Genomic DNA, 20,827 nt, shown 5'->3' with positions numbered 1-20,827 from the left:
TACCATGCTTCGTTGGAATGAGGAATCTTCACAAGTACAAGCAGCGGCGCTAATGCGCCCTGCAGTTTCTGTAAGCGCAAAGGTTGAAGCAATATGCAAAACTATTTTAGCTAATGTAAAAGAGCAAGGCGATGAGACCTTACTTAGCATGGCCAAAGAGTTTGATAATAGAGCTAACCCACGTTTGCGTGTACCGCTAGATGAAATTAACGCATCTGAGCAAGCACTAAGTGCAGAGCTTAAATACGCAATTGACACAGCTTATGCAAATGTTAAACGTTTTCACGAAGCGCAGTTGCCAAAAGATATTAAATTATCGACCCAACCAGGCGTTGTATGTGAACTGAAATATCAAGCCATCGAAGCAGTCGGTATATATGTACCCGGTGGCAGTGCTCCACTGCCATCGTCGGTTATTATGCAAGGTGTATTAGCACAGTTAAGCGGTGCTAAAACCGTTGTACTAGCTACGCCGGTACAAGGTGACAAAGCAATTAACCCTGCTATTTTATATGCAGCTAAGTTATGTGGCATTACTACTTTGATAGAAAGTGGTGGCGCAGGCGCAATTGCAGCAATGGCATATGGCACCGAATCGGTTCCTAAAGTAAACAAAATTTTTGGCCCAGGTAATAGCTTCGTAACAATGGCTAAACAGCTTGTTGCGCAAACTATCCCAGGTATGGCAATTGATATGCCAGCAGGTCCTTCTGAAGTATTAGTTATTGCAGATGAACGTGCAAACCCAGAATTTATAGCCGCCGATTTACTCTCTCAAGCAGAGCACGGCGCAGACTCGCAAGTTATTTTACTATGTAACAGCGAAAGTATTATAGAACAAACTCAGCAGGCACTTACACGCCAGTTAGCTAATTTGAGCCGCAAAGAAACAGCCGAGCAAGCGCTTGCTAATTCTTCACTTATTTTGGTTGATTCAGTTGAGCAAGCATTTGAAGTATCGGCGCAATACGGCCCAGAGCACTTAATTTTACAACTAGGCGATGCAACTCCTTACCTAGATAAAGTTAAAAATGCAGGCTCAGTATTTGTAGGTGACTACACTCCAGAATCTGCAGGCGATTATGCATCGGGTACCAACCACGTGTTACCAACATATGGTTACAGTGCAACGTACTCGAGCTTGAACTTACTTGATTTTTTCCGTACTTATACAGTACAAACAATAAGTAAAAGTGGTTTAACGCAGCTTTCAAAAGCTATTTTACCACTTGCAGATGCTGAAGGCCTTGATGCCCACGCTAATGCGGTTTCAATTCGTTTAGAGGCAATTAAAAATGAGCAATGAGAGCGCACAAGCAACAAGCTTATTACCGCAAAATATTGCAGCACTTGCTGCCTATAGCTCTGCAAAAAGTGAGAAGCTAACTGGTACTACGTGGCTAAATGCTAACGAAAGCCCGTATGCTAAAAAGATTGAGCTCAGTATTGAGGACTTAAATCGCTACCCTGATCCACAACCGCAACTGGTGATTGACCGCTACGCAGCTTATACAGAGCTTAAAAGCGAAAATGTATTAATGACGCGCGGTGCAGATGAAGGCATTGAGCTTTTAGTACGCACTTATTGCGAACCTGCAAAAGACAGCATTGCGTTATTTTTACCAACCTACGGTATGTACAAAGTAACGGCTGATACTCATAACGTTGCTATTAATAGCCTAACGCAAGCGCTATTACTTGATGGTAGTGTAGATGAAATAGTTTCAGCTCTTGGCAGCTCAAAATTGGTATTTATTTGTAACCCAAATAATCCAACGGGTAGCTTAACGCCTCTTGATAAAGTAAAAGCAATTGCAACAGCCCTTGCGGGTAAAGCTTTAGTAATTGTTGATGAAGCCTATATTGAATTTTGCCCAGAGCAAAGCGCCACAGCACTTATAAACGAATTTAGTAATGTAGTGGTACTGCGCACACTATCAAAAGCATTTGCACTTGCAGGTCTTAGAACTGGTTTTACACTTGCACAACAAAGTGTACTGGCGCCAATTCGTAAAGTAATTGCGCCGTATCCGGTATCGGGTGTGGTGGCAAGTATTGCAGCGCAAGCAATTGCACCTGATGCAATTACATCAATGCGCCGCCAAGTGACTATTTTAAATAGCTTAAAAGCTAAACTTGTACAGTGGTTAAACGCCTCTCCTGCTGCATTAAAAATTCTCACTGGTGAAGGTAACTTTGTTACCTTAAAATTAGCCAACAAAAACTACTTTAAAGTAGCACTTGAGCAAGGTTTAGTAATGCGCGCGTTTACCCTATACGGTGAAGACGATTGGCTACGAATTTCAATTGGTAGTGAACAAGAGCTCGAACAAGTAAAAATTTGGTTAGATGGCTTACAAACGCCAGCTTCCACAGCACCATTAGCAGGAAACGAAGTATCATGAGTAACCCCTATTTATTTATTGACCGCGACGGCACCATAATTGAAGAGCCAGTTACCGACAAACAGGTAGACAGCCTAGAAAAACTTGCCTTTTTGCCAGGTGTTATCCCGGCGTTATTACAATTACAAGCCGCCGGTTACCGTTTAGTGATGGTATCGAATCAAGATGGCTTAGGCACAGACAGCTTCCCGACTGCTGACTTTGACATAGCACAAGATAAAATGATGGACATAATGCAAAGCCAAGGCATTAGCTTTGATGAAGTATTAATTTGTCCACACTTTGACGAGCAAAACTGTGATTGCCGTAAACCTAAAACAGGTTTATTAACTGAGCTGATGCGCTCTGGCAAAGTTGATTTAGCACGTTCATATGTGATTGGCGATCGCCAAACAGATATTGGCCTTGCACAAAATTTATGTTGTGAAGGCATTTTGTACGATGGCAGCTGGCCTGCCATTGTTACCAGGCTAACCACAGCTAACCGCGAAGGCCGTGTTACGCGTAACACCAAAGAAACCCAAATTGATGTAGCCATAAATCTAGATCAAACTAAAAACGGTAGCATAGACACCGGACTTGGCTTTTTTGATCACATGCTTGATCAAATTCGCACCCACGCAAACATTGGTTTAAATATTAAAGCCAAAGGCGATTTACACATAGATGAGCACCACCTTGTTGAAGACATTGGTATTGCACTCGGTGTTGCGCTTAAACAAGCACTTGGTACTAAATCGCAAATTGCACGCTATGGTTTTGCACTGCCAATGGATGAATGTAAAGCAGAGGCACAAATTGATTTATCGGGCCGTGCTTCGTTTGTATTAAACGCTAATTTTAGCCGCGAAAAAGCCGGCGACTTAGACGTACAAATGGTTGAACACTTTTTTAAAAGCTTAAGCGATAATGCTGCTATTAGCCTTATTTTATCGGTAAGCGATGGTAACTGCCATCACCAAGTAGAAGGTTTATTTAAAGCGTTTTCACGTGCTCTTCGTATGGCAGTAGCACAAGACACGAGCCAACAAACAGCCAGCTCTAAGGGATGTTTATGATTGCCATAATTAATACCGGTTGTGCCAATATAAATTCTGTACGCTTTGCATTTGAACGCTTAGGGCAAACGCCAACAGTAATTACTTCCCCAGAGCAATTAGCGGGTTTTGAGCGCGCTATATTACCCGGCGTTGGCCATGCATCAGTTGCTATGAAACGCCTAGTAGATAACGGCTGGCAACAAGCAATAAACGAATACCAGCGCCCATTGATGGGTATTTGTTTAGGTATGCAGTTATTGTGCGAAAGCACCGAAGAAGGTAACGTACAGTGCTTAGGTAAAATACCAGGGCAAGTAAAAGCCCTTGATGTTGGCAATTTAACGTCGCCGCATATGGGTTGGAATAACTTAAGCGTAAATAAAGAGCATGCACTTACTAAAGGCTTAACACAAGACGAGCAAGTGTACTTTGTACATAGCTTTGCGCACACCGTAAACGATGCAACACTTGTAAGCGGCGAATACGGCCAAACCTTTTCAGCCATTGTTGCTAAAGACAACTACGCTGGTATGCAATTTCACCCAGAGCGCAGTGCAAAAGTAGGCACACGTTTATTACAAAATTTTGTTGATTGGCAGCTATAAACTGCCCATTAACCAACAATAAAGAGATTATTTGTGATTATTCCAGCATTAGACGTATTACAAAATCAAATTGTTCGTTTATACCAAGGTAAATACGACACCGCTCAGTTTTATCCTTTTGAGCTTGGCGCGCGTTTAAAAGAATACGCCGACAGCGGCGCAGGTAAACTGCACCTTGTTGATTTAGAAGGTGCACGCGATCCAAGTAAAAAACAATGGAAACATATTCAAGCTGCAACCAAAGCGCTTAACGTGCCGTATCAAGTGGGCGGCGGTATTCGCTCAGAGCAAGATGTAAGCGATTGGCTAAAAGCCGGTGCAAACCAAGTTGTTATTGGTTCAATGGCAGTAGAAAAACGCGAACAAGTAAAAGCCTGGATTGAACAATTTGGCGCAGAGCACTTTGTTATTGCCCTTGATGTAAATAAAACAGCCACGGGCTGGGCACCAGCAACACACGGTTGGTTAAGTGAATCTGAATTTGGTTTACTTGAGCTGGTAGATTTTTACGTGGGCTTAGGTGTTATCGACTTTTTATGCACGGACATCAGTAAAGATGGCACCATGACGGGTCCATCGTTTGAGCTTTACGAAGATTTAACTCGTCACAACAGCACTATTAAAGTGCAAGCTTCAGGTGGCGTAAGCTCACTTGACGACATTAAAAAGCTTAAAGAGCTTGGTGTGGGCGGCGTTATTTTAGGTAAATCATTGCTTGATGGCGCATTTAGCGTTGAGGAGGCACTGGCATGTTATCAAAACGCATAATCCCGTGTTTAGACGTTAAAGACGGCCAAGTAGTTAAAGGCGTTAAGTTCAAAGGCCATGAAATAGTTGGCGATATTTTAACAATGGCTAAAGCCTATAGCGAAGCCGGTGCTGATGAGCTAGTTTTTTACGAAATCAGTGCAAGCGTTGAAAAACGTCTACTTGATGTAAACTGGGTAGAGAGCATTGCACGTAATATCGATATTCCATTTTGTGTAGCGGGCGGTATTAAATCAGTGGCTGATGCAGCGCGTGTTTTAGAGCGCGGCGCAGACAAAATAAGCATCAACAGCCCTGCTATTGCCCGCCCAGAGCTTATAAAAGAATTACACGATGAGTTTGGCAAGCAATGTGTTGTAGTCGGCATTGACAGCTTTTTTGATGAAATTACCGGCGAGTATTTAGTGTATCAATTAACCGGCGATCCTAATGCATCAAGCCGTACGCGCTATAAAACACAAGAATGGGTTAAACGCGTACAAGACCTAGGCGCAGGCGAAATTGTATTAAACTGTATGAACCAAGATGGCGTTCGTAACGGTTACGACAACGAGCAGTTAAGTAAAATTCGCGAGCTGTGTGACATTCCTTTAATCGCCTCTGGCGGTGCAGGTAGTATGCAAGATTTTGTTGATGTATTTAAACAAAGCAAAGTAGATGGTGCACTAGCTGCCAGCGTTTTTCATAAAAATGTGATTAACATTGGCGAACTAAAACAATTTTTAACAGATAACCAAGTGGCAGCAAGATTATGCAAGTAACACAACAAAACCAAGCTCAAGTCGATTTCGCTAAAAGTGACATGATCCCTGCTATTATTCAAGATGCCCGCTCGGGTGTTATTTTAATGCAAGGCTTTATGAACAGCGAAGCACTCGCTGTTACCCTTGATACCAATAAGGTAACGTTTTACTCGCGTTCAAAATCGCGTTTATGGACTAAAGGCGAGTCATCAGAAAACTACTTAAACGTAGTATCTGTGCATACCGATTGTGACTACGACTCAATTTTAGTACTTGCTAACCCAGAAGGCCCAACGTGCCACTTAGGCACACAAAGTTGCTTTGGTGATGATGCAAAACCAAGTCTGAGCTTTTTAGCGCAATTAGAAGATGTGATTGTTGAGCGTAAAAACGACGACCCATCAAAAAGCTACACAGCTTCTTTGTTTGCTAAAGACTTAAGCCGCAGTTGTCAAAAAGTAGGTGAAGAAGGCGTAGAAGTTGCCCTTGCCGCTATGAAACACGATAACGATGAGCTAACAAACGAGTCTGCTGATTTAATTTATCACCTGACTGTATTGCTACAACGCCAAGGCTTAGCCCTTGAAGATGTAGTTAAATGCTTGCAAGGTCGCCATAAATAGCATTTGCTAAAGCAAATTACAAAAGGCCCATATTTTATGGGCCTTTTTGTTTTTCGCTTTTAGTTGAGTAAATTATGTATGGTATAGTGCGAGGCTCAATTAATCGGTTACTGTGAACTATGAAAAACTATATTACTCCTTCCTTCGTCGCATTTGTTTTAGTTGTCGCATTTATTTTAGCGGGCTGTACCAGCAAAACTAATCAGACGACAACTACAGCAACCACTACTACAACGAATCAGTCTGTAAAAACCACAGTAATACCCGATGAATGCAGCACCATTAATAAGCTAATAAATGGTTTTGAGTCTGGTTTTAATTCAATAAAAACAGATAAAGTAAATAACCAGTTTACTAATCAATGGCGTACTAATTCTCATATGATTGGAGCAAACTGTACAGTTACTTTAAATAAGTCAGAGCAAGCAAGCTACCAATGCCAAACACCTATTAATACACAAACGCAAACCGTAAAGTCTCATCAAAAACTGGCTAAGCAATTACGCCAATGCTTAACCAAAACAGGTTGGTTTGAAAGTCAAAAAGAAACAGCAAGTTCAATTTACAGCACCTTTGTACTTGATACTAAAACCCCTGTGATTACACTTTCAACTAATCAAGAAGGTAATGGGTTTTCTACTCGCTTTGAAATTGCACCACCGTTAGGACTTTAATATGCGCCAATTAAATCAAAACAAAAAACCGCCTAAATTTAAAACTGATTGCCTAGGAATATGCGAAAGGCGCAGCGGTTACTGCACCGGTTGTGGGCGTACCAACGAAGAAATTTTTGATTGGATAATATTATCTGAAGATGAAAAAAAAGCGATTTTAGAAATGCCAAGAGCTGATTTAAAATAGTTACTCATTGTTAAATAGAGGCTCAAAAACTGAGCCTCTTTACACTGTATATTTATAGTAATCTTAGTAATTGCGTACCGGGTACGCCGCTTTGTGGTAATAACGCGGGGGTAACTGCAAATACTTCTGGAATTTTGCTTTTGATTTCATCCATCTTTTTACGGTTATTTTGTTTATCATAAACATAATATTTAAGGATATTTCCGTATACATCATCTTTTGCATCAACCTGCTCTAGGGTTTTTAATGCTTTATCGTAATCAGTAAGGTAAATGTAAGCCAGTGCTAAGTTATCAGCTGAGCCAACCTGTAGCTTACCATCAAGCTGTTTTGATAAATCTTCAAGCTCCGCAACAGCAAGTTCATAACGCCCTAGCTGTATATAGGCCGTTGCTAATGAATTTTTCAAAAAGTAAGGTGGGTTACTGCCCGGCTCGTACCATTTTTCGTAAGCACTTAGTATATCTTCATATTGCTCAAGTTTAGAGTAAACGTGATTCAGCAGTCTAAAGCTTTGTAGTTTGATTTCAGCTTCTTCAAAACCAGTAAGTTTATCTCTATTTAAGTGCCATTGTTGAATGCCTTGCGCAGCTTGGTTTAACAGTTCAGGGGTATCACTTTTTGCCCCAGCAGCACTTTTTAGAAGCTGTGCAAGTTGTTGATTATAAGCTTCACTTTTTACAGGTACCTGAGCAGTTTTACTATTTTGCTGTTTACTACCTGAATTACCATCTACAATTTGCGCTGCAGCTAAAGCACTAAAAGACATTGCCGCCGCAACCATAACCAAATATTTACTTTTCATTGTTTTTTCCTTGTTTAACATTTTGATCCTCTGAATATTAAAGCTCTTAGAATGAGCAATATTCAAAAGTGGGGGGGTAAAAAAGTTGTTTTTGCTTGTAACGTTGTGCTTTTTTAGTAATAAACTCGCTAAATCTAATTGGTATTTATCTTTTAGCTTTTGCATACATAACTCATCACATCTAAGTTCAAGTTGTTCTCGCGCTAAACCAGTTAACTTTAAGCAAATAGGGTTCCACCAAAAAACGCTTTCTATAAAACAAATAAGCCACGTCCAATAAATATCACCTTGTTGTAAATGAGTTACCTCGTGTTGAATGACTGAATTTAACTCTTCACGATTTATCATCGACGTCTCTAACCAAATAACAGGCTTTATTAACCCTGTAGCAAAAGCAGGCTCTGTATGGGTTGTTAGCCTAATTGGGTACTGATTGTTGATGTGTTTGAGTTCAGTACTTGGCTTTGAGTTAATGTATAAAGTTTTTACAAGTTTTACGTATAGGCTCATACGTAATAAAAACAATCCACAACCACTAACAAGCAAAATAATAAAAATATTACTAAGTGATGGAACAAAGTCCCAGATACTCTGCTTACTTAGTAGCGTGTTTGGAGTTGTTATGTGTAAGGTATCTGGAGTTAACACTTTTAAATCGGGAACAATATGCCCCACATTAAATGTGTAACGTTCTGATCCTTCAAAAAATGCTAACTGAGATAAGTATTGCCAAGGGACAAACCAACATGCCAAGGCAATCATCAAAAGGTAGAGGTTTAATCGTGCTGGAGCATTTTTTAACCCCTTTACGGTAAGCAAAATACATAAGCTAATAAGTGTGCTGGTAAATAAATAATCCGTCATTACCCTCTCCTTTAATCTAACTTCTTATTTTTTAAAAGCGTTTGTAAATATTCAATATCTTCATCGTTTAGCTTTTCTTCTTTAATAAAGTGAGCAATTAAACTACGAGAATTACCTTTAAAAAATCGTTGCATAAAGCTAGGCATAGCTTGCTCCGATAACGCGTCTTGAGTCACAATTGTTCTAAAAACAATAGCTCGCCCTTCATTTCCACAGCGCTCAATCGCTCCTTTATGTTCTAACCTATCAACAATAGTTTTAACCGTTGTATAGGCTACTTTTTTATCTTTTTGCTTATCAGCTAAAAGCACTTTATGTAGTTGACTGGCGGTACAGGGTTCTTCCTGCCAAAGCAGCTGCATAATATCCATCTCAAAATCACTAAGTTTCATTCTTGCTCCTATTACTACACTTGTAGTGGTACTGTTACAAATGTAGTAGTAAGTAATCTTAGTGTCAATACAAAATTAACATGTGAATGAAAAATAAACGGTATAAATATAAAAGTCTTAGGAAGGTTTTATAAAAAAGGTAGATAAAATAAAGGGATATACTTATTAATAGATTTTAGAAAAACATAAAAAACGATAGTTTATTTACAACTAATGCTTTTTATTTTTTAAAGTTTTATGACAGGTAATTGGTTCTCTTAGTTCTAACTGAAACTATTGGAGTCATGTTATTCATACAATGAGAACAGCCGCCATAAGCTTCTAGCACTCTTTCTAAGTTCAGCTAAGAGAAAATAGCAGACGGTCGATCTAACTCATTTTTGGACAAAAACGTTTTAGATCGTCGGCTGTATTAGATTAATTTCGCATAAAAATTTCTATGGGCTAACACCCGCATTAAACGAACCGAATACGGAAATTGCTTTGTTGTAAGTTAGACCGAAGCAGAAACACAAAGCAACTGGAGTGTTTGGCGTCGCTTTTAATGTGTTTGTTATATTCTCTTACCCATTGACTCCTGAACCTCTGCACGAGAATCCTCGAATGAAGGTCGAAAATGTGGATTAAACCCGTTATCTAACGTCATTGAGATTGTATCCAAATTTGAGCAAATATAACTATCTAATGTAGTGAATACACGCGCAAGTTGTGATTTGTAGTTTTCCATAGATAAAGCCTCATCAAGAGCTTTTAATGAATGTAGTTGAGCATTGATAGCACGCCATGATGCAAGAAGACTTTCGTAGCAAATCAAGAAGTCAAATGATCGCTGGCCAAACTCTTTAACGATTAAATCAGGGTCTTCGCTACCCTGATAATGAGTGTGAACGGAGCAAAACTCTGCGGCATGATTGCTTAGTATACTATTTAGAGTTTTGTTATCCATTGTTGATATTTCGCGACTTAGCTCCGACTTAACGACTGCTGAAAAAAATAAAATATCTGATTCGATTTTTTGTAATTTTAATGTGTCGAGAGTATATTGCTGCTGCTTTTGATGAGCTTTTAGTTGAATGTAAATAAAACCAATTGAAATAACAGTGACTATCGGCCCTAATATTCCACCAAAGAAGCTTCCCATTTCAGCCCATTTAGCATGATCATCCCATAGGCCTAACCCAAATTGATTCGTATAAAGGAAGATTGGAACAAGCAAAGCTAAAACAAAGATGATGCTTAAAATTTTCAAATGCTTTCCCTAGAAAATAACGCCGTTTTAAGCGGCGAGTGATAGCTTGCTAAAATGTGAAAAGAAGTGAAACCGAGCAAGCTGTTACGAGTCCGACTTGAAAACCCTTGTTATGTTTTGACTTCCACCACGCCGTCGATTGTATCTATTTTTTTAGTGGTTGGAATTTCGGGGAAGTTAACTTTACCAACTGAATTAAATATTGCTTTCCTACACTTAGTTGCAAATTTCGAATCCCGTTTATCAGTTAAATATTTTGCAACTATAAATAAATCAGGTGTAAAAACTAATGCCGTTGAACTAATACTGGCCGCAGAAATACACTTTGTAGTAAAAGGTTCTGGTCGTTCTTCAAGTGAGCGAAGTCTATATGCATTACCAAATAGAACTGACTTTGCAGGTACTTCAATTTCATCACGATCTAAATCTTCGTGAATGTTTAATGCTAACTGTCGAAGTTTATCTACATTAATGGCTTTGTTATCTTTCCCTTCAGCTTCCCCAAGCAAGCGACCTTCATTTGATTCAAAAACAGCATCAAATTCTGACTCTCCATCTTCATACTGGGAAACAGAGAAACCAAGGGTTTTTAATGCATCAAGTATCGCATACTCTAAAGGTTTTCCTTTTTCAAAAAGTAAGTTCCTCAAGCGTCCTAAATCGCTAACTTTATCAAGTACTGATTCTTTTTCAGTTTGAATTTTCTCTAGTTTACCCTCAATTTTTAATAGTTTTTCAGTAAGTACATCTTCTTCTTTTAATTTGTATATTTTACTTTTCGACCAATCAGGCTCTGGTGTGAGCTCTCCTGTACTCTTTAATGATTTATCTAACGCTACAATTGACTTAACAAACCTAGAAGCAAATTGTTTCGCAGTATCGCTCCACTCTTCTTCTTCATCAAAGAATTCTTCAGGATAAAAATCAATGTCAGGTAGGCATATAATAGAGCCGTTAGAATTTTTAGATCTTTCAATGACTCCCACAGTTTTGTCACCATGTTTTGTTAATAAACATGGTGATGTTCCTGAGTTAATAATTACTTTATATGAAGATATAGAACAAAACTCTTGCCAATATGAAGATATAACCTCAGAGTTTTTTGCCGATAACTTTATTTCTTTGCCATTGGTACTCGTTGGCTTTAGTTCTAGTGGAATTGAAAAATAGTTGTCATAATGTCCAACAATTCTAGTCGTCTTTTGATTTCGACCTGTCCCAGAGAATTTCTTTTCACCTGTAGCAATACAAACTTCCGTCAACTCATCCAAAAAAACTATGACAAGCTTTCCATGTTCTACAGCAGATTTAATTTCTCTTTTCCAGTGTTCGCACTGGGCTTTTAATTTAAACGAATCATCATCGGACAGACATGGTTTACCTTGGAACATTGAATCACGTCTAAAAACATATTCTTTAATATCAGGTTTAAATAAAACAATATCCCAATCTAGAAGAGAGATATTTGAATCAAAATCGCTATACTCTGTTTCATCATCACAAAGAGATAGACCTATCGTTATTATTTTCTTCTTAGCCATGAATTAACAGAAACTCCTTTTAAAAACATAACAATTTTATAGTGCGCGCGTCGCGTAGCTTTCTGCCGATGTCACGCTCATGTATTAATAAATCTATTTTTAACAAATAACGTAATGCTTTGCCAACTATAAGTTTTTTATTAGCGCTAAAGATTTTCAGAAAACGAAAATACACTCGACGCTCATTTTCTTGAATATATGCGCGAACTACACAGTTTTGAAATCAATTAACTCTTATTTTAAGCTAACCTCAATGTCTGGTTATCTCTCAAAACAGACCTTTAGAGTGTTTGCTTTAACTCATAATGGGGCAGAAACGAGTTACGGCTGATAGTCGGCTTATGGCACTTACCAGTCATAAGTAACCAAACACTAATAAAAAAGGCGCTTCCTTTACGGTAAGCGCCCTTCTGTTATCTCACTAATGACTTATTTTACGATTGTCATTTCGTCTAACAAGTTTTGTGCATTATCTACTTTATCCATTACCCACAGCATGTAGCGTGAATCAACGTGGATTGAGCGATTAAGCTCTGGGTTGTAATCCCAGTCACCAATAATACTTTCGTAAACACCGTCAAACAGTAAGCCTACAAGCTCTGCTTTACCGTTAAGTGTTGGCGAACCAGAGTTACCGCCAGTAGTGTCTACATTTGATAAAAAGTTAACGGGTACTGTATTCATACCGCCTGTATAATCACCGTAAAGCTTGGCTTTAATTTGCTCTTGTAACTTTTTAGGTGCATTAAATGGGTCAACATCGGTGTTTTTGGCTAATAACCCTTCAAGCGAGGTAAAGGGTGTTGCTACCAAGCCGTCTTGAGGTGAGTAGCCGCCTACGGTGCCATAGGTTACACGGAGTGTGCTGTTAGCATCGGCGTATACCGGTTTGTTTTTAGCTTTGTTAAACGCAATGATTGCGCTCATTAGCTCTGGGCGAGCGGCTTGTAATTTACCTGCCAGTGCTTTTGATTTATCTTCCTGTGCTTTCATTACTTTGAAGATTGCTTTAGCGTACTGCACAAATGGGTCTTGGCTTTGATTTAGCTGGCTAAACGATTGCTCAAATAATGAATTGCGAACAGTGGCATTATCAAGTCTTGACTGCTCATACATGCTATCAAGTAATGCGCTTTGAGTTGCTTTATCAAACCCATTTTGTACTTTAAATACTTTATCAACATCGCTAAAACGCTCTTCTTTTGGAAGTGCTGCATACAGCTCTAAAAAGTGCAGTAAAATAGCTTTGTCTACTTTGCTATCATAGCGGCGCGTCATTCGCTCAAGCCCTGCTTTAATGCGAGGTAAGTCACGTTCTTGATAACCAGATTCACGTTCGCTATTAGGCTTTTGCTTTTCATAAGCTAAGCGGTATAAACGTCGTGCTGTGCTGATCATTTGTGAGCGATGTACATAACCTAACATACGGTCGCGTTCACTGTGCTCTTGTGATTGCGCAATTAGCTCAGATAGCTCACCTAATACGCTTCCGTATTGTTCTTTACGCTCACCATCACTATTAATCCATTGTGTTAACTCTTGCTCAAACTGTTTTTTGCGCTCAAGCATAGTGCCTTTTTTAAAACTTTCGATCATCGAACCAAAGTTTTTAATATAGTTGTTATAACCTGCAATGGTGCTTTCGTAAGCAATATGCGCTTTACTGCCGTCTTCTGAATTTTCTTCAATAAGCGACACGTATTTTGAATTATGCTCACGTGCTTTAGGGTAGCTGTCGTTAAATACGTTATCTACCTCTGTTGCAATACGGTATCGGTTAGTACGCCCTGGGTAGCCTGTAACCATTACAAAGTCGCCTTCTTGCACGCCTTTGGCACTTACTTTTAGGTAAGAGTCTGGTACGTAAGGTACGTTGTCTTCGCTGTACTCTGCAGGTTTTCCATCTTTGCCTACATAAGCGCGGTAAAAACCAAAGTCGCCAGTATGGCGCGGCCACATCCAATTATCTATATCGCCACCGTATTTACCTACGCCCATGGCTGGTGCATAAGATAAACGTACGTCTTTAATTTCAAGTGACTTAATTAGGTAAAACTCTAAACCACCATGAAACGAATACACGTTACAACGATAACTTTCATCGGCTTCACACTGGGCTACTAGCGCTTTTTCGTTTTTTACTATTGCGTCGTAGCGTGCTTTAGCGCTTAGTTTTTCAATACCTTTATTGACTTTGTCAGTCACATTAGTAACTGTTTCTGTGACGTATACGCGTGACCCTGGGGCTGCTGGTAAATCCTCAGCAGGACTTTTAGCTAAAAAGCCATTTTCTAAAATGTTGTTCTCAGGTGTTGAGTTGTATTGAACAGAGCCATAAACACAGTGATGATTTGTAACCACTAAGCCTTTTGGCGATACAAACGATGCTGTACACCCACCTAGGCTAATTACCGCATTCATTGGGAATTCGGTTAATTTAGAAATAGAGTCAACATCAATTTCAAGCCCTTTAGCTTTTAAAATTGATTCTAACTCTGGAAGTTGGTGTGGTTGCCACATGCCTTCGTCGGCTATGGCACTACTTGAAAGTGATAAAGAGAATGTGGCGACTAATGTAGCTACAAGAGGTTTTAAACGCATTATAGAATCCTTTTTGTTTGTTTCTATAACAGGTTACTCGTCAGTAGCTAATTAGGTCAATAGCCGCGCAATGATTTGTTACAATATAACATTTATAGCAAGTTATAAATACTCCGAGGAATATTTAAGTAGCTCTGCTGCTGGTATTGGCTTGCTAAAATAAAAACCTTGCATAAAATCACAGTCTAGCTCTTTTAATAGGTTGTGCTGTTCTTGTGTTTCTACACCTTCAGCTACAACTGTAAGCCCTAAACTGTGCGACATAGCAATTATTGCTCTTACGAGATTAAAATCTTCTTTATTTAACACGATGCCTTCAATAAAACTTCTATCTATCTTAAGTATATTAAAAGGGTACTCTCTCAAATAACTCAATGATGAATAACCAGTACCGAAGTCATCCATTGATAAGTTAATGCCTAATGCCGTGATTTCAGTCAATATATCAACAACATGAGTATGACAACTCATCAATACTCCCTCAGTAATTTCAAATTCTAAACTTTCGGGGTTTATATCAGCGTCGATCAGTGAGTCTTGAATAAAACGAAGTAATCCCTCATCTCTAAACTGGCGGGGAGATAAATTTACTGCCATTGTATATTTTTGCTCGCGCTCACAACTACTTTGCCACTCATTCAAAAAGTGTAATGCTCGGCTAATCACAAACTTACCAATAGGCACTATTAACCCAGTATTTTCAGCAATAGGTATAAATTCATCTGGTGTTACGTTGCCTAATATGGGGTTATGCCACCTCAATAAGGCTTCTGCGCCAATAATATGTTTATTTTTAACATCAAATTGGGGTTGATAGAATAATTCGAACTCATTGCGTTCAAGCGCGGAACTCATTTGCTCTTCAATTGCTAAACGCCGTTGGATAACTACGTTCATTTGTTTTGCGAAAAAAGAATAAGTATTTCGGCCGAATGCTTTAGCTTGATACATTGCGGTATCTGCATTACGTAGTAAATCCGAAGCTGAACTGCCGTTTTCAGGATACATAGCAATGCCAGCACTCAACGTAACCATTAATTCGCGGCCTTCTATTTTAAATGGTTCTCTAAAGTTTTTAAGTAATTTATCAACTATGCGTAGCGCACTTTTATCACAGGTTAAGTTTGGTAATAATACAATAAACTCATCGCCTCCTAGTCTTCCTACCATACCGCTATCACTGATAGTTAGCTGAAGCCTTGCAGCTGCTTCAATTAACAGTTTATCGCCAACTTCGTGCCCTAGTGAGTCGTTTATTTTTTTAAAATCATCTAAATCAAGAAAACATACAGCGGCATTACCTTTGTTTTTATCTGCATTTTTCAAAACTTCAGATAATTTATCTAAAGCTAAAAAACGATTAGGAAGTAATGTTAAGCTATCAAAATAGGCTTGATGGCGTATCAGTTCATCTGTTTTATGTTGCTCAGTAATATCACGTACAATAACCATGACTTGATCATATTGAGGTACATGATTTATACGAGCTTCAAAATATACGGTTCCTTTAGACAGTTTTAGTTCATATTCAAAGCTAACCATTACTTTTTGTGTTAGTGCTTTGGCAATATTAATCTGAAATTTAGTCGCAATTTCATCAGGTAATACAGCAAACATGCTTTTACCAATAAACTCATCAGGATTAACATATAAGTTATTCTCATTACTGGCGTGGTAGTCAACAATGGTGCCATCTTCTTGCATTAAAAAAAATAAATCAGGAATTGCTTCGAATATAGTTTCAAGCATTTTTTCTTTGAAGATAGCCTGCCCTTGGGCTTTTTTTACATCGGTTAAATCAATATCTATGCAATACATTTGTTTAATATTATATTGATTTATAAACATTACATGGCTTGAAAAAACAGATACCTGAACGCCACCTTTACGCTGCAAGGTAAGCTCCGCTGCTGGGATTTCTTCACCATTATTAAGCCAATTAGTATGTGCAGATACAACCGCGTCTTTCATCGGGGGGGGAATAATTAAATCTTCAAGCTTTTGTCCAGCAGCTTCCTTTGCACTATAACCATAAAGGTACTCACTACCTTTATTCCAATAAATTACACGTCGTTGTTCGTCATATCCTTGCACAGAAATAGCATTAACCGCATCAAATAATTGATGGAGGGGGTCGTTTGTAACAAACTGATGGCTTAACGCATTTACAACTTTATCTATTTTCATTTCGATGAGGAGGAGCAAGAAGAACTTACTACTAATAATAGTATTTAATGACTAATTTTTCTCTAAAAAATGCCTTTAAATGAGTAATTAGTTTGATTTTAGCGATAACACAGGATAATCGTTCGCTTTTCATACACCTACTTCATATAAACGGATTATTTTTGATCCAAAATGTCACTCTCTGCTCTAATTACCACGCCTAATAGCTCCCTCTATTTTTAATACCAATTTAGTCTGAGATTACTGTTAACATTATTTTCTTAACGAAACTCATTTCAATATAGTGGGATCTGTTTCTTTTTCAGAGTTAAATTTTCAGCAGTATGCTTGGTATTTAGCCAAAGCAGAGCCTATATAATGTAATTATTACCATAAATACGCAGCATAAACCCTAGGGACCCGCTGCACGAAGAGTACTACCTAGTGGTAATTTACTCTTTGTAACTCGGTTTTACTTAGCCCATAAAATTCAAGATTTACTTATCTTTATATGTGAAGCTAAAACAACACCGACGCATAACGTGATCCACACTGTAAAATTGTGAATCACGTTATGAAATCAACATAACAATATAATTATTGTAGTTATTTGCTAATTATATTACTTGGATGCTCAACACCAATCCATGCTTTAAATAGCGCTTTTTGCTCAAGCGTTGCGTCTTTATTGGCAACTACTTTTTTAGGTTTATCAAAATCTTCTGATAATACTAACGTTAAACTTTCAAGAGCATCGCGGCGAATAAAGTCAATGGTTACCTTGTCGCCTGCTTTAAACGTTTCGAGGCTGGTTTTTAAATTTTTACCTACGTGATGTTTATTTATAGCAACAATTTTATCATCGGTAGTTAAACCCGCTTTCCACGCACTGCCCCCACGGCTAACATAGCTTAGCGTAAGTAACTCACCCGTATTTTTAGCAGTAGCATCAATACTTGCAAGCACTTTTGCTTTTTCAGGGCGCTCAAATTTCAAGCCAACCTTTGAAAGTAACTCATCAAAATTAATGTTTGCAGGCGACTCTACATTTTCTTGCCACCAGCTTGAGTAATCACGTCCGGTTAAATCTTTTAAAATGTTAAGCACATCTACGTCTGTAAAACCTGCTGGCATTTTATGATTGTTATAAAGTGCTTTATGTACATCTCGATAACTTATCTTACCTTGGCTTTTTTCTAATAAGTCAATATCTAAAGCAAGTGAAAGTAACGCGCCTTCTGAATAAATATTGGTGCTGTAATTACGTGCATGATCGCCACCTTGATTAATCCATTTATCAAAACTTGTTTCGCTTGCGCTTTGCACTTCACGACCTGGTGTTTGTAAATGTCGATTAATTGTTTTGCTCATCACTTTAAAAAATTCATCTGTTGTTTGGATGCCCGAACGCACTAATAAATGATCTTCAAAGTAACTTGTTGAACCTTCAGCAATCCAAAGTAGTTTTGAGTAATTCATGTTGGTGTAGTCGTACGGCACTAAACCTTGAGGGCGGTACGCTTTAACATTCCATGTATGAATAAATTCATGAGCGGCTGTACTTATAAAGCCTAAATAGTCTTCGCGGCTACCAAATCGGTCACGTGGTCGTTGTATAATAGTTGAGTTAACATGTTCAGTTGCACCACCTGCACCTGATGTTGCATGCACCATAAATACATAACGCTCATACGGGTAATCATCCCAAATCACATTGCCTGTCGAAACAAGCTTTTTGAGGTCTGTAAGCATTTGATTAACATCATAATTACCATCTCCCCATACAACTAAGTCATATTCACGGCCATCTACTTCAAATGTGTGTAGTTGGTTAATACCCGTTTCGATTGGTGAATCAACAAGTACGTCGTAGTCGGCTGCTCTAAATGAGTTTTTGCCTTTTAAATTATCCATACCCGATACAGAACGCCACTTTTTAGGCACGTCTAAATCAACGGTTACAGGCTCTTGGCGAAACGACTCACTAAACATAAAAAAGCCTGATGCATCAATAAATGCATGGCTGTCGTCGATGTGGCGGGCACGCTTACCAAGTTCATTTGCATACACCTGGTAGTCAACATTAACTTCTGTAGGCTCATTAAGATGTACACGCCACGTACTGTGATCTATCTTTTCCCACTTTAACTCTTTACCATCTTCATCTTTAGCTTTGAAATAACGAACGCCATTAGCAAGATTTAGTATTTCATAACGCCCAGTTCGCCATGCAGGGAGCTTTATATCAAGATGTGACTGGGCTGTTTTAGGAAACTCTACATTTACATTACCTAAATGATGCTGCGGCTGCGAGATTTCTAAAGAATAATTTACATCGGCAAATACTGGCGCTGAGCAAGCAGCTAAAATAGAAAGGGCTAATAACTTTTTCATAGAGACTCTTAATAATTATTTCATTATCTTTAAGCCTAACAACCTCATAATTAAAAGTGAATTAAATACGACAAATAACCGCACACGAATTTTACATACTAAAGTATTAAAATTTATAAGTTTTAAATAGATCGCTACACTAAATAAAATTTTGTTGTAAACTGACATTAATGTGACTAACCCGAAAACGGTGTGCTTAGGTGCCAAATAAATCTAACACTTTAGAGAATAAACTCAAACAAGCAATCGATGCTAGGATGGCTATAGAAGATGCTCGTAAATATCAAGTTGATATCCTCTCAAATTTTTCAGCAAAACTATCACTAAGTTGTAAGGGGCTTGATACTGAGCTAGATAATCGCCTTGCCAAATTTAGAAGTGCGCTTAGTAAAGGTGTCAGCTTTGAGCATTTATTGCCTTTAATAAATGATATTCTGGCTTTACTAAAAAACCAAGAAGCAGTGCAACTATCACATCAGCGTGATTTATATTCAAGTGTACAAAATGCCGGAAAACAATTACAAAAAACAAAAGGGTTACCTGATGAAACCCGAAGAACGCTCCGTGAGCTATTAAATAATAAAATCGATGATGTACAATCAACTCATGATTTCATACCGCTTCTAGACCAACTAGTTACTTTTTATCACGAAGCGCTAAATATCAAACTTACAAAAAATACAGATGTTCAGTGCGCCTCAACACCAGCACTAGCACAACGATTACTTGAATTAGCCAATGATTTAATACTTGAAGATGAAGCAACAAAAGAAATTCAAGATATAAAGAGTAAAATTACCAAAAGCGATACAATGGATGCATTGTTAAATGCAGCAATTAGTATAATTAGCATTATAGTAAAAAATATTAATGCTGAACGAGAGTCAGCCCAGAGCTTTTTAGTATCTTTAAATCAGACTCTTGAAGATTTGCATCACTCAATAGTGTCGACAAGTAAGCATTCAAAGTCAATGGGAGTTGAGTTTGATTCATTAAATAAAAGTATAAAAACTAAAATACAAAATTTAAATGAAAAAACACAAAATGCTACCTCTATTTCATCTTTAAAAGAACTCGTTGATAAAGAATTAAAGTCACTTAGCGAAGATTTTATCGCCAAAGAAAACCTTGAGCGCACAGATAGAGAAACGTTGTTAACAAGTTTCAATGAAATTAATGGTCGAATTGGTACTTTAGAAGGTAAATTAAGTAAATACAAAAAACGCTTAAACGAGCAGCGCTTTAAAAGCCTACTAGATAGCTTAACTAAATTACCAAACCGTGCTGCATTTGATGAACGTTATAATCATGAATTACATTTATTTAGTGCTCAATCATCAGATGTTACTCTAGCAGTCATTGACGTTGACCACTTTAAATCAATTAATGATAGATTTGGGCACACCGCAGGTGACATAACGCTTCAAGTTATAGCTAAAGCACTACAGAAATCAGTTAGGAAGTCTGATTTTATTGCCAGATATGGTGGCGAAGAGTTTGTACTATTAATGCCTGGAACTTCAATTGAAAATGCGGCAGGACCTCTTGATAAACTAAGAAAAGTAATTAAAAATATTCCTTTTAAGTTCAGAGATAAGCAAATTGAAATAACAATATCTATAGGTGTTACTCAATTTAAAAAAGGAGATACTTCAGTTCAAGCTTTTGACAGAGCTGATGAAGCCCTTTACGAAGCAAAAAATTCTGGTCGAGATCGCCTTTGTGTAAGTAGATAATCTCACCGCCGCCATTTAAATTAATCATGTTTCC

General features: G+C 38.2%; 17 protein-coding genes. 10 read left to right on the top strand and 7 right to left on the bottom strand.

What is annotated here, in order from left to right:
* Positions 1 to 4: 4 nt before the first annotated feature.
* The 9 genes from hisD (at position 5) to V6260_RS03430 (ending at position 7,045) form a co-directional block, all read left to right on the top strand.
* Positions 5 to 1,306 (top strand): histidinol dehydrogenase, encoded by a 1,302-nt coding sequence (gene hisD / locus V6260_RS03470; RefSeq protein ID WP_341592691.1) that lies wholly within the window; start codon positions 5 to 7, stop codon positions 1,304 to 1,306.
* Complete coding sequence (hisC, locus tag V6260_RS03465; RefSeq protein ID WP_341592690.1) at positions 1,296 to 2,405, top strand: histidinol-phosphate transaminase; 1,110 nt, start codon at positions 1,296 to 1,298, stop codon at positions 2,403 to 2,405. Before hisD ends, hisC begins: the two co-directional genes overlap by 11 nt.
* Complete coding sequence (gene hisB / locus V6260_RS03460; RefSeq protein WP_341592689.1) at positions 2,402 to 3,463, top strand: bifunctional histidinol-phosphatase/imidazoleglycerol-phosphate dehydratase HisB; 1,062 nt, start codon at positions 2,402 to 2,404, stop codon at positions 3,461 to 3,463. Before hisC ends, hisB begins: the two co-directional genes overlap by 4 nt.
* A complete protein-coding gene (gene hisH / locus V6260_RS03455; protein ID WP_004586382.1) occupies positions 3,460 to 4,050 on the top strand; it encodes an imidazole glycerol phosphate synthase subunit HisH in 591 nt (196 codons plus the stop codon). The genes hisB and hisH overlap by 4 nt, the downstream gene beginning before the upstream one ends.
* A gap of 33 nt (positions 4,051 to 4,083) precedes the next feature.
* Positions 4,084 to 4,818, top strand: a complete 735-nt coding sequence (locus V6260_RS03450; RefSeq protein WP_010552951.1) for a 1-(5-phosphoribosyl)-5-[(5-phosphoribosylamino)methylideneamino] imidazole-4-carboxamide isomerase — start codon at positions 4,084 to 4,086, stop codon at positions 4,816 to 4,818.
* A complete protein-coding gene (gene hisF / locus V6260_RS03445; RefSeq protein WP_002960269.1) occupies positions 4,800 to 5,579 on the top strand; it encodes an imidazole glycerol phosphate synthase subunit HisF in 780 nt (259 codons plus the stop codon). Before V6260_RS03450 ends, hisF begins: the two co-directional genes overlap by 19 nt.
* Positions 5,570 to 6,184, top strand: a complete 615-nt coding sequence (gene hisIE, locus V6260_RS03440) for a bifunctional phosphoribosyl-AMP cyclohydrolase/phosphoribosyl-ATP diphosphatase HisIE (RefSeq protein ID WP_149606788.1) — start codon at positions 5,570 to 5,572, stop codon at positions 6,182 to 6,184. Before hisF ends, hisIE begins: the two co-directional genes overlap by 10 nt.
* Before the next feature lie 119 nt (positions 6,185 to 6,303).
* A complete protein-coding gene (locus V6260_RS03435; protein ID WP_341592688.1) occupies positions 6,304 to 6,858 on the top strand; it encodes a hypothetical protein in 555 nt (184 codons plus the stop codon).
* Position 6,859: 1 nt separating this feature from the next.
* The gene (locus V6260_RS03430; protein WP_341592687.1) at positions 6,860 to 7,045 is read left to right on the top strand and encodes a DUF1289 domain-containing protein; all 186 of its coding nucleotides are present in this window, start codon (positions 6,860 to 6,862) and stop codon (positions 7,043 to 7,045) included.
* Positions 7,046 to 7,097: 52 nt separating this feature from the next.
* Here the strand turns inward: V6260_RS03430 and V6260_RS03425 are convergent, their stop codons facing one another.
* The 7 genes from V6260_RS03425 to V6260_RS03395 all read right to left on the bottom strand — a co-directional run bounded on the left by V6260_RS03425 (position 7,098) and on the right by V6260_RS03395 (position 19,057).
* Positions 7,098 to 8,714 (bottom strand): M56 family metallopeptidase, encoded by a 1,617-nt coding sequence (locus V6260_RS03425; RefSeq protein WP_341592686.1) that lies wholly within the window; start codon positions 8,712 to 8,714, stop codon positions 7,098 to 7,100.
* Positions 8,715 to 8,725: 11 nt separating this feature from the next.
* Positions 8,726 to 9,106, bottom strand: a complete 381-nt coding sequence (locus tag V6260_RS03420) for a BlaI/MecI/CopY family transcriptional regulator (RefSeq protein WP_341592685.1) — start codon at positions 9,104 to 9,106, stop codon at positions 8,726 to 8,728.
* A 553-nt stretch (positions 9,107 to 9,659) separates the two neighbouring features.
* A complete protein-coding gene (locus tag V6260_RS03415; RefSeq protein ID WP_341592684.1) occupies positions 9,660 to 10,355 on the bottom strand; it encodes a hypothetical protein in 696 nt (231 codons plus the stop codon).
* 110 nt (positions 10,356 to 10,465) lie between these two features.
* A complete protein-coding gene (locus tag V6260_RS03410; RefSeq protein ID WP_341592683.1) occupies positions 10,466 to 11,896 on the bottom strand; it encodes a hypothetical protein in 1,431 nt (476 codons plus the stop codon).
* Between the two features lie 429 nt (positions 11,897 to 12,325).
* Positions 12,326 to 14,497: a S46 family peptidase gene (locus V6260_RS03405; RefSeq protein WP_341592682.1), complete on the bottom strand. Its 2,172-nt coding sequence runs from the start codon at positions 14,495 to 14,497 to the stop codon at positions 12,326 to 12,328.
* Between the two features lie 102 nt (positions 14,498 to 14,599).
* On the bottom strand, positions 14,600 to 16,684 hold the full coding sequence (locus V6260_RS03400) for a sensor domain-containing protein (RefSeq protein WP_341592681.1): 2,085 nt from the start codon (positions 16,682 to 16,684) through the stop codon (positions 14,600 to 14,602).
* A 585-nt stretch (positions 16,685 to 17,269) separates the two neighbouring features.
* Positions 17,270 to 19,057 (bottom strand): M61 family peptidase, encoded by a 1,788-nt coding sequence (locus tag V6260_RS03395; protein WP_341592680.1) that lies wholly within the window; start codon positions 19,055 to 19,057, stop codon positions 17,270 to 17,272.
* A 200-nt stretch (positions 19,058 to 19,257) separates the two neighbouring features.
* Between V6260_RS03395 and V6260_RS03390 the strand changes: the two genes are divergently transcribed.
* A complete protein-coding gene (locus tag V6260_RS03390; RefSeq protein ID WP_341592679.1) occupies positions 19,258 to 20,793 on the top strand; it encodes a GGDEF domain-containing protein in 1,536 nt (511 codons plus the stop codon).
* The last annotated feature ends 34 nt before the right edge of the window (positions 20,794 to 20,827 follow it).

Origin of the sequence: Pseudoalteromonas aliena (genome assembly GCF_038155085.1) — a bacterium.
In the GTDB taxonomy this organism is placed as follows: domain Bacteria; phylum Pseudomonadota; class Gammaproteobacteria; order Enterobacterales; family Alteromonadaceae; genus Pseudoalteromonas; species Pseudoalteromonas aliena_A.
The sequence above is the reverse complement of the archived record's forward strand: the minus strand, read 5'-3'. Positions and strand labels throughout refer to the sequence as shown.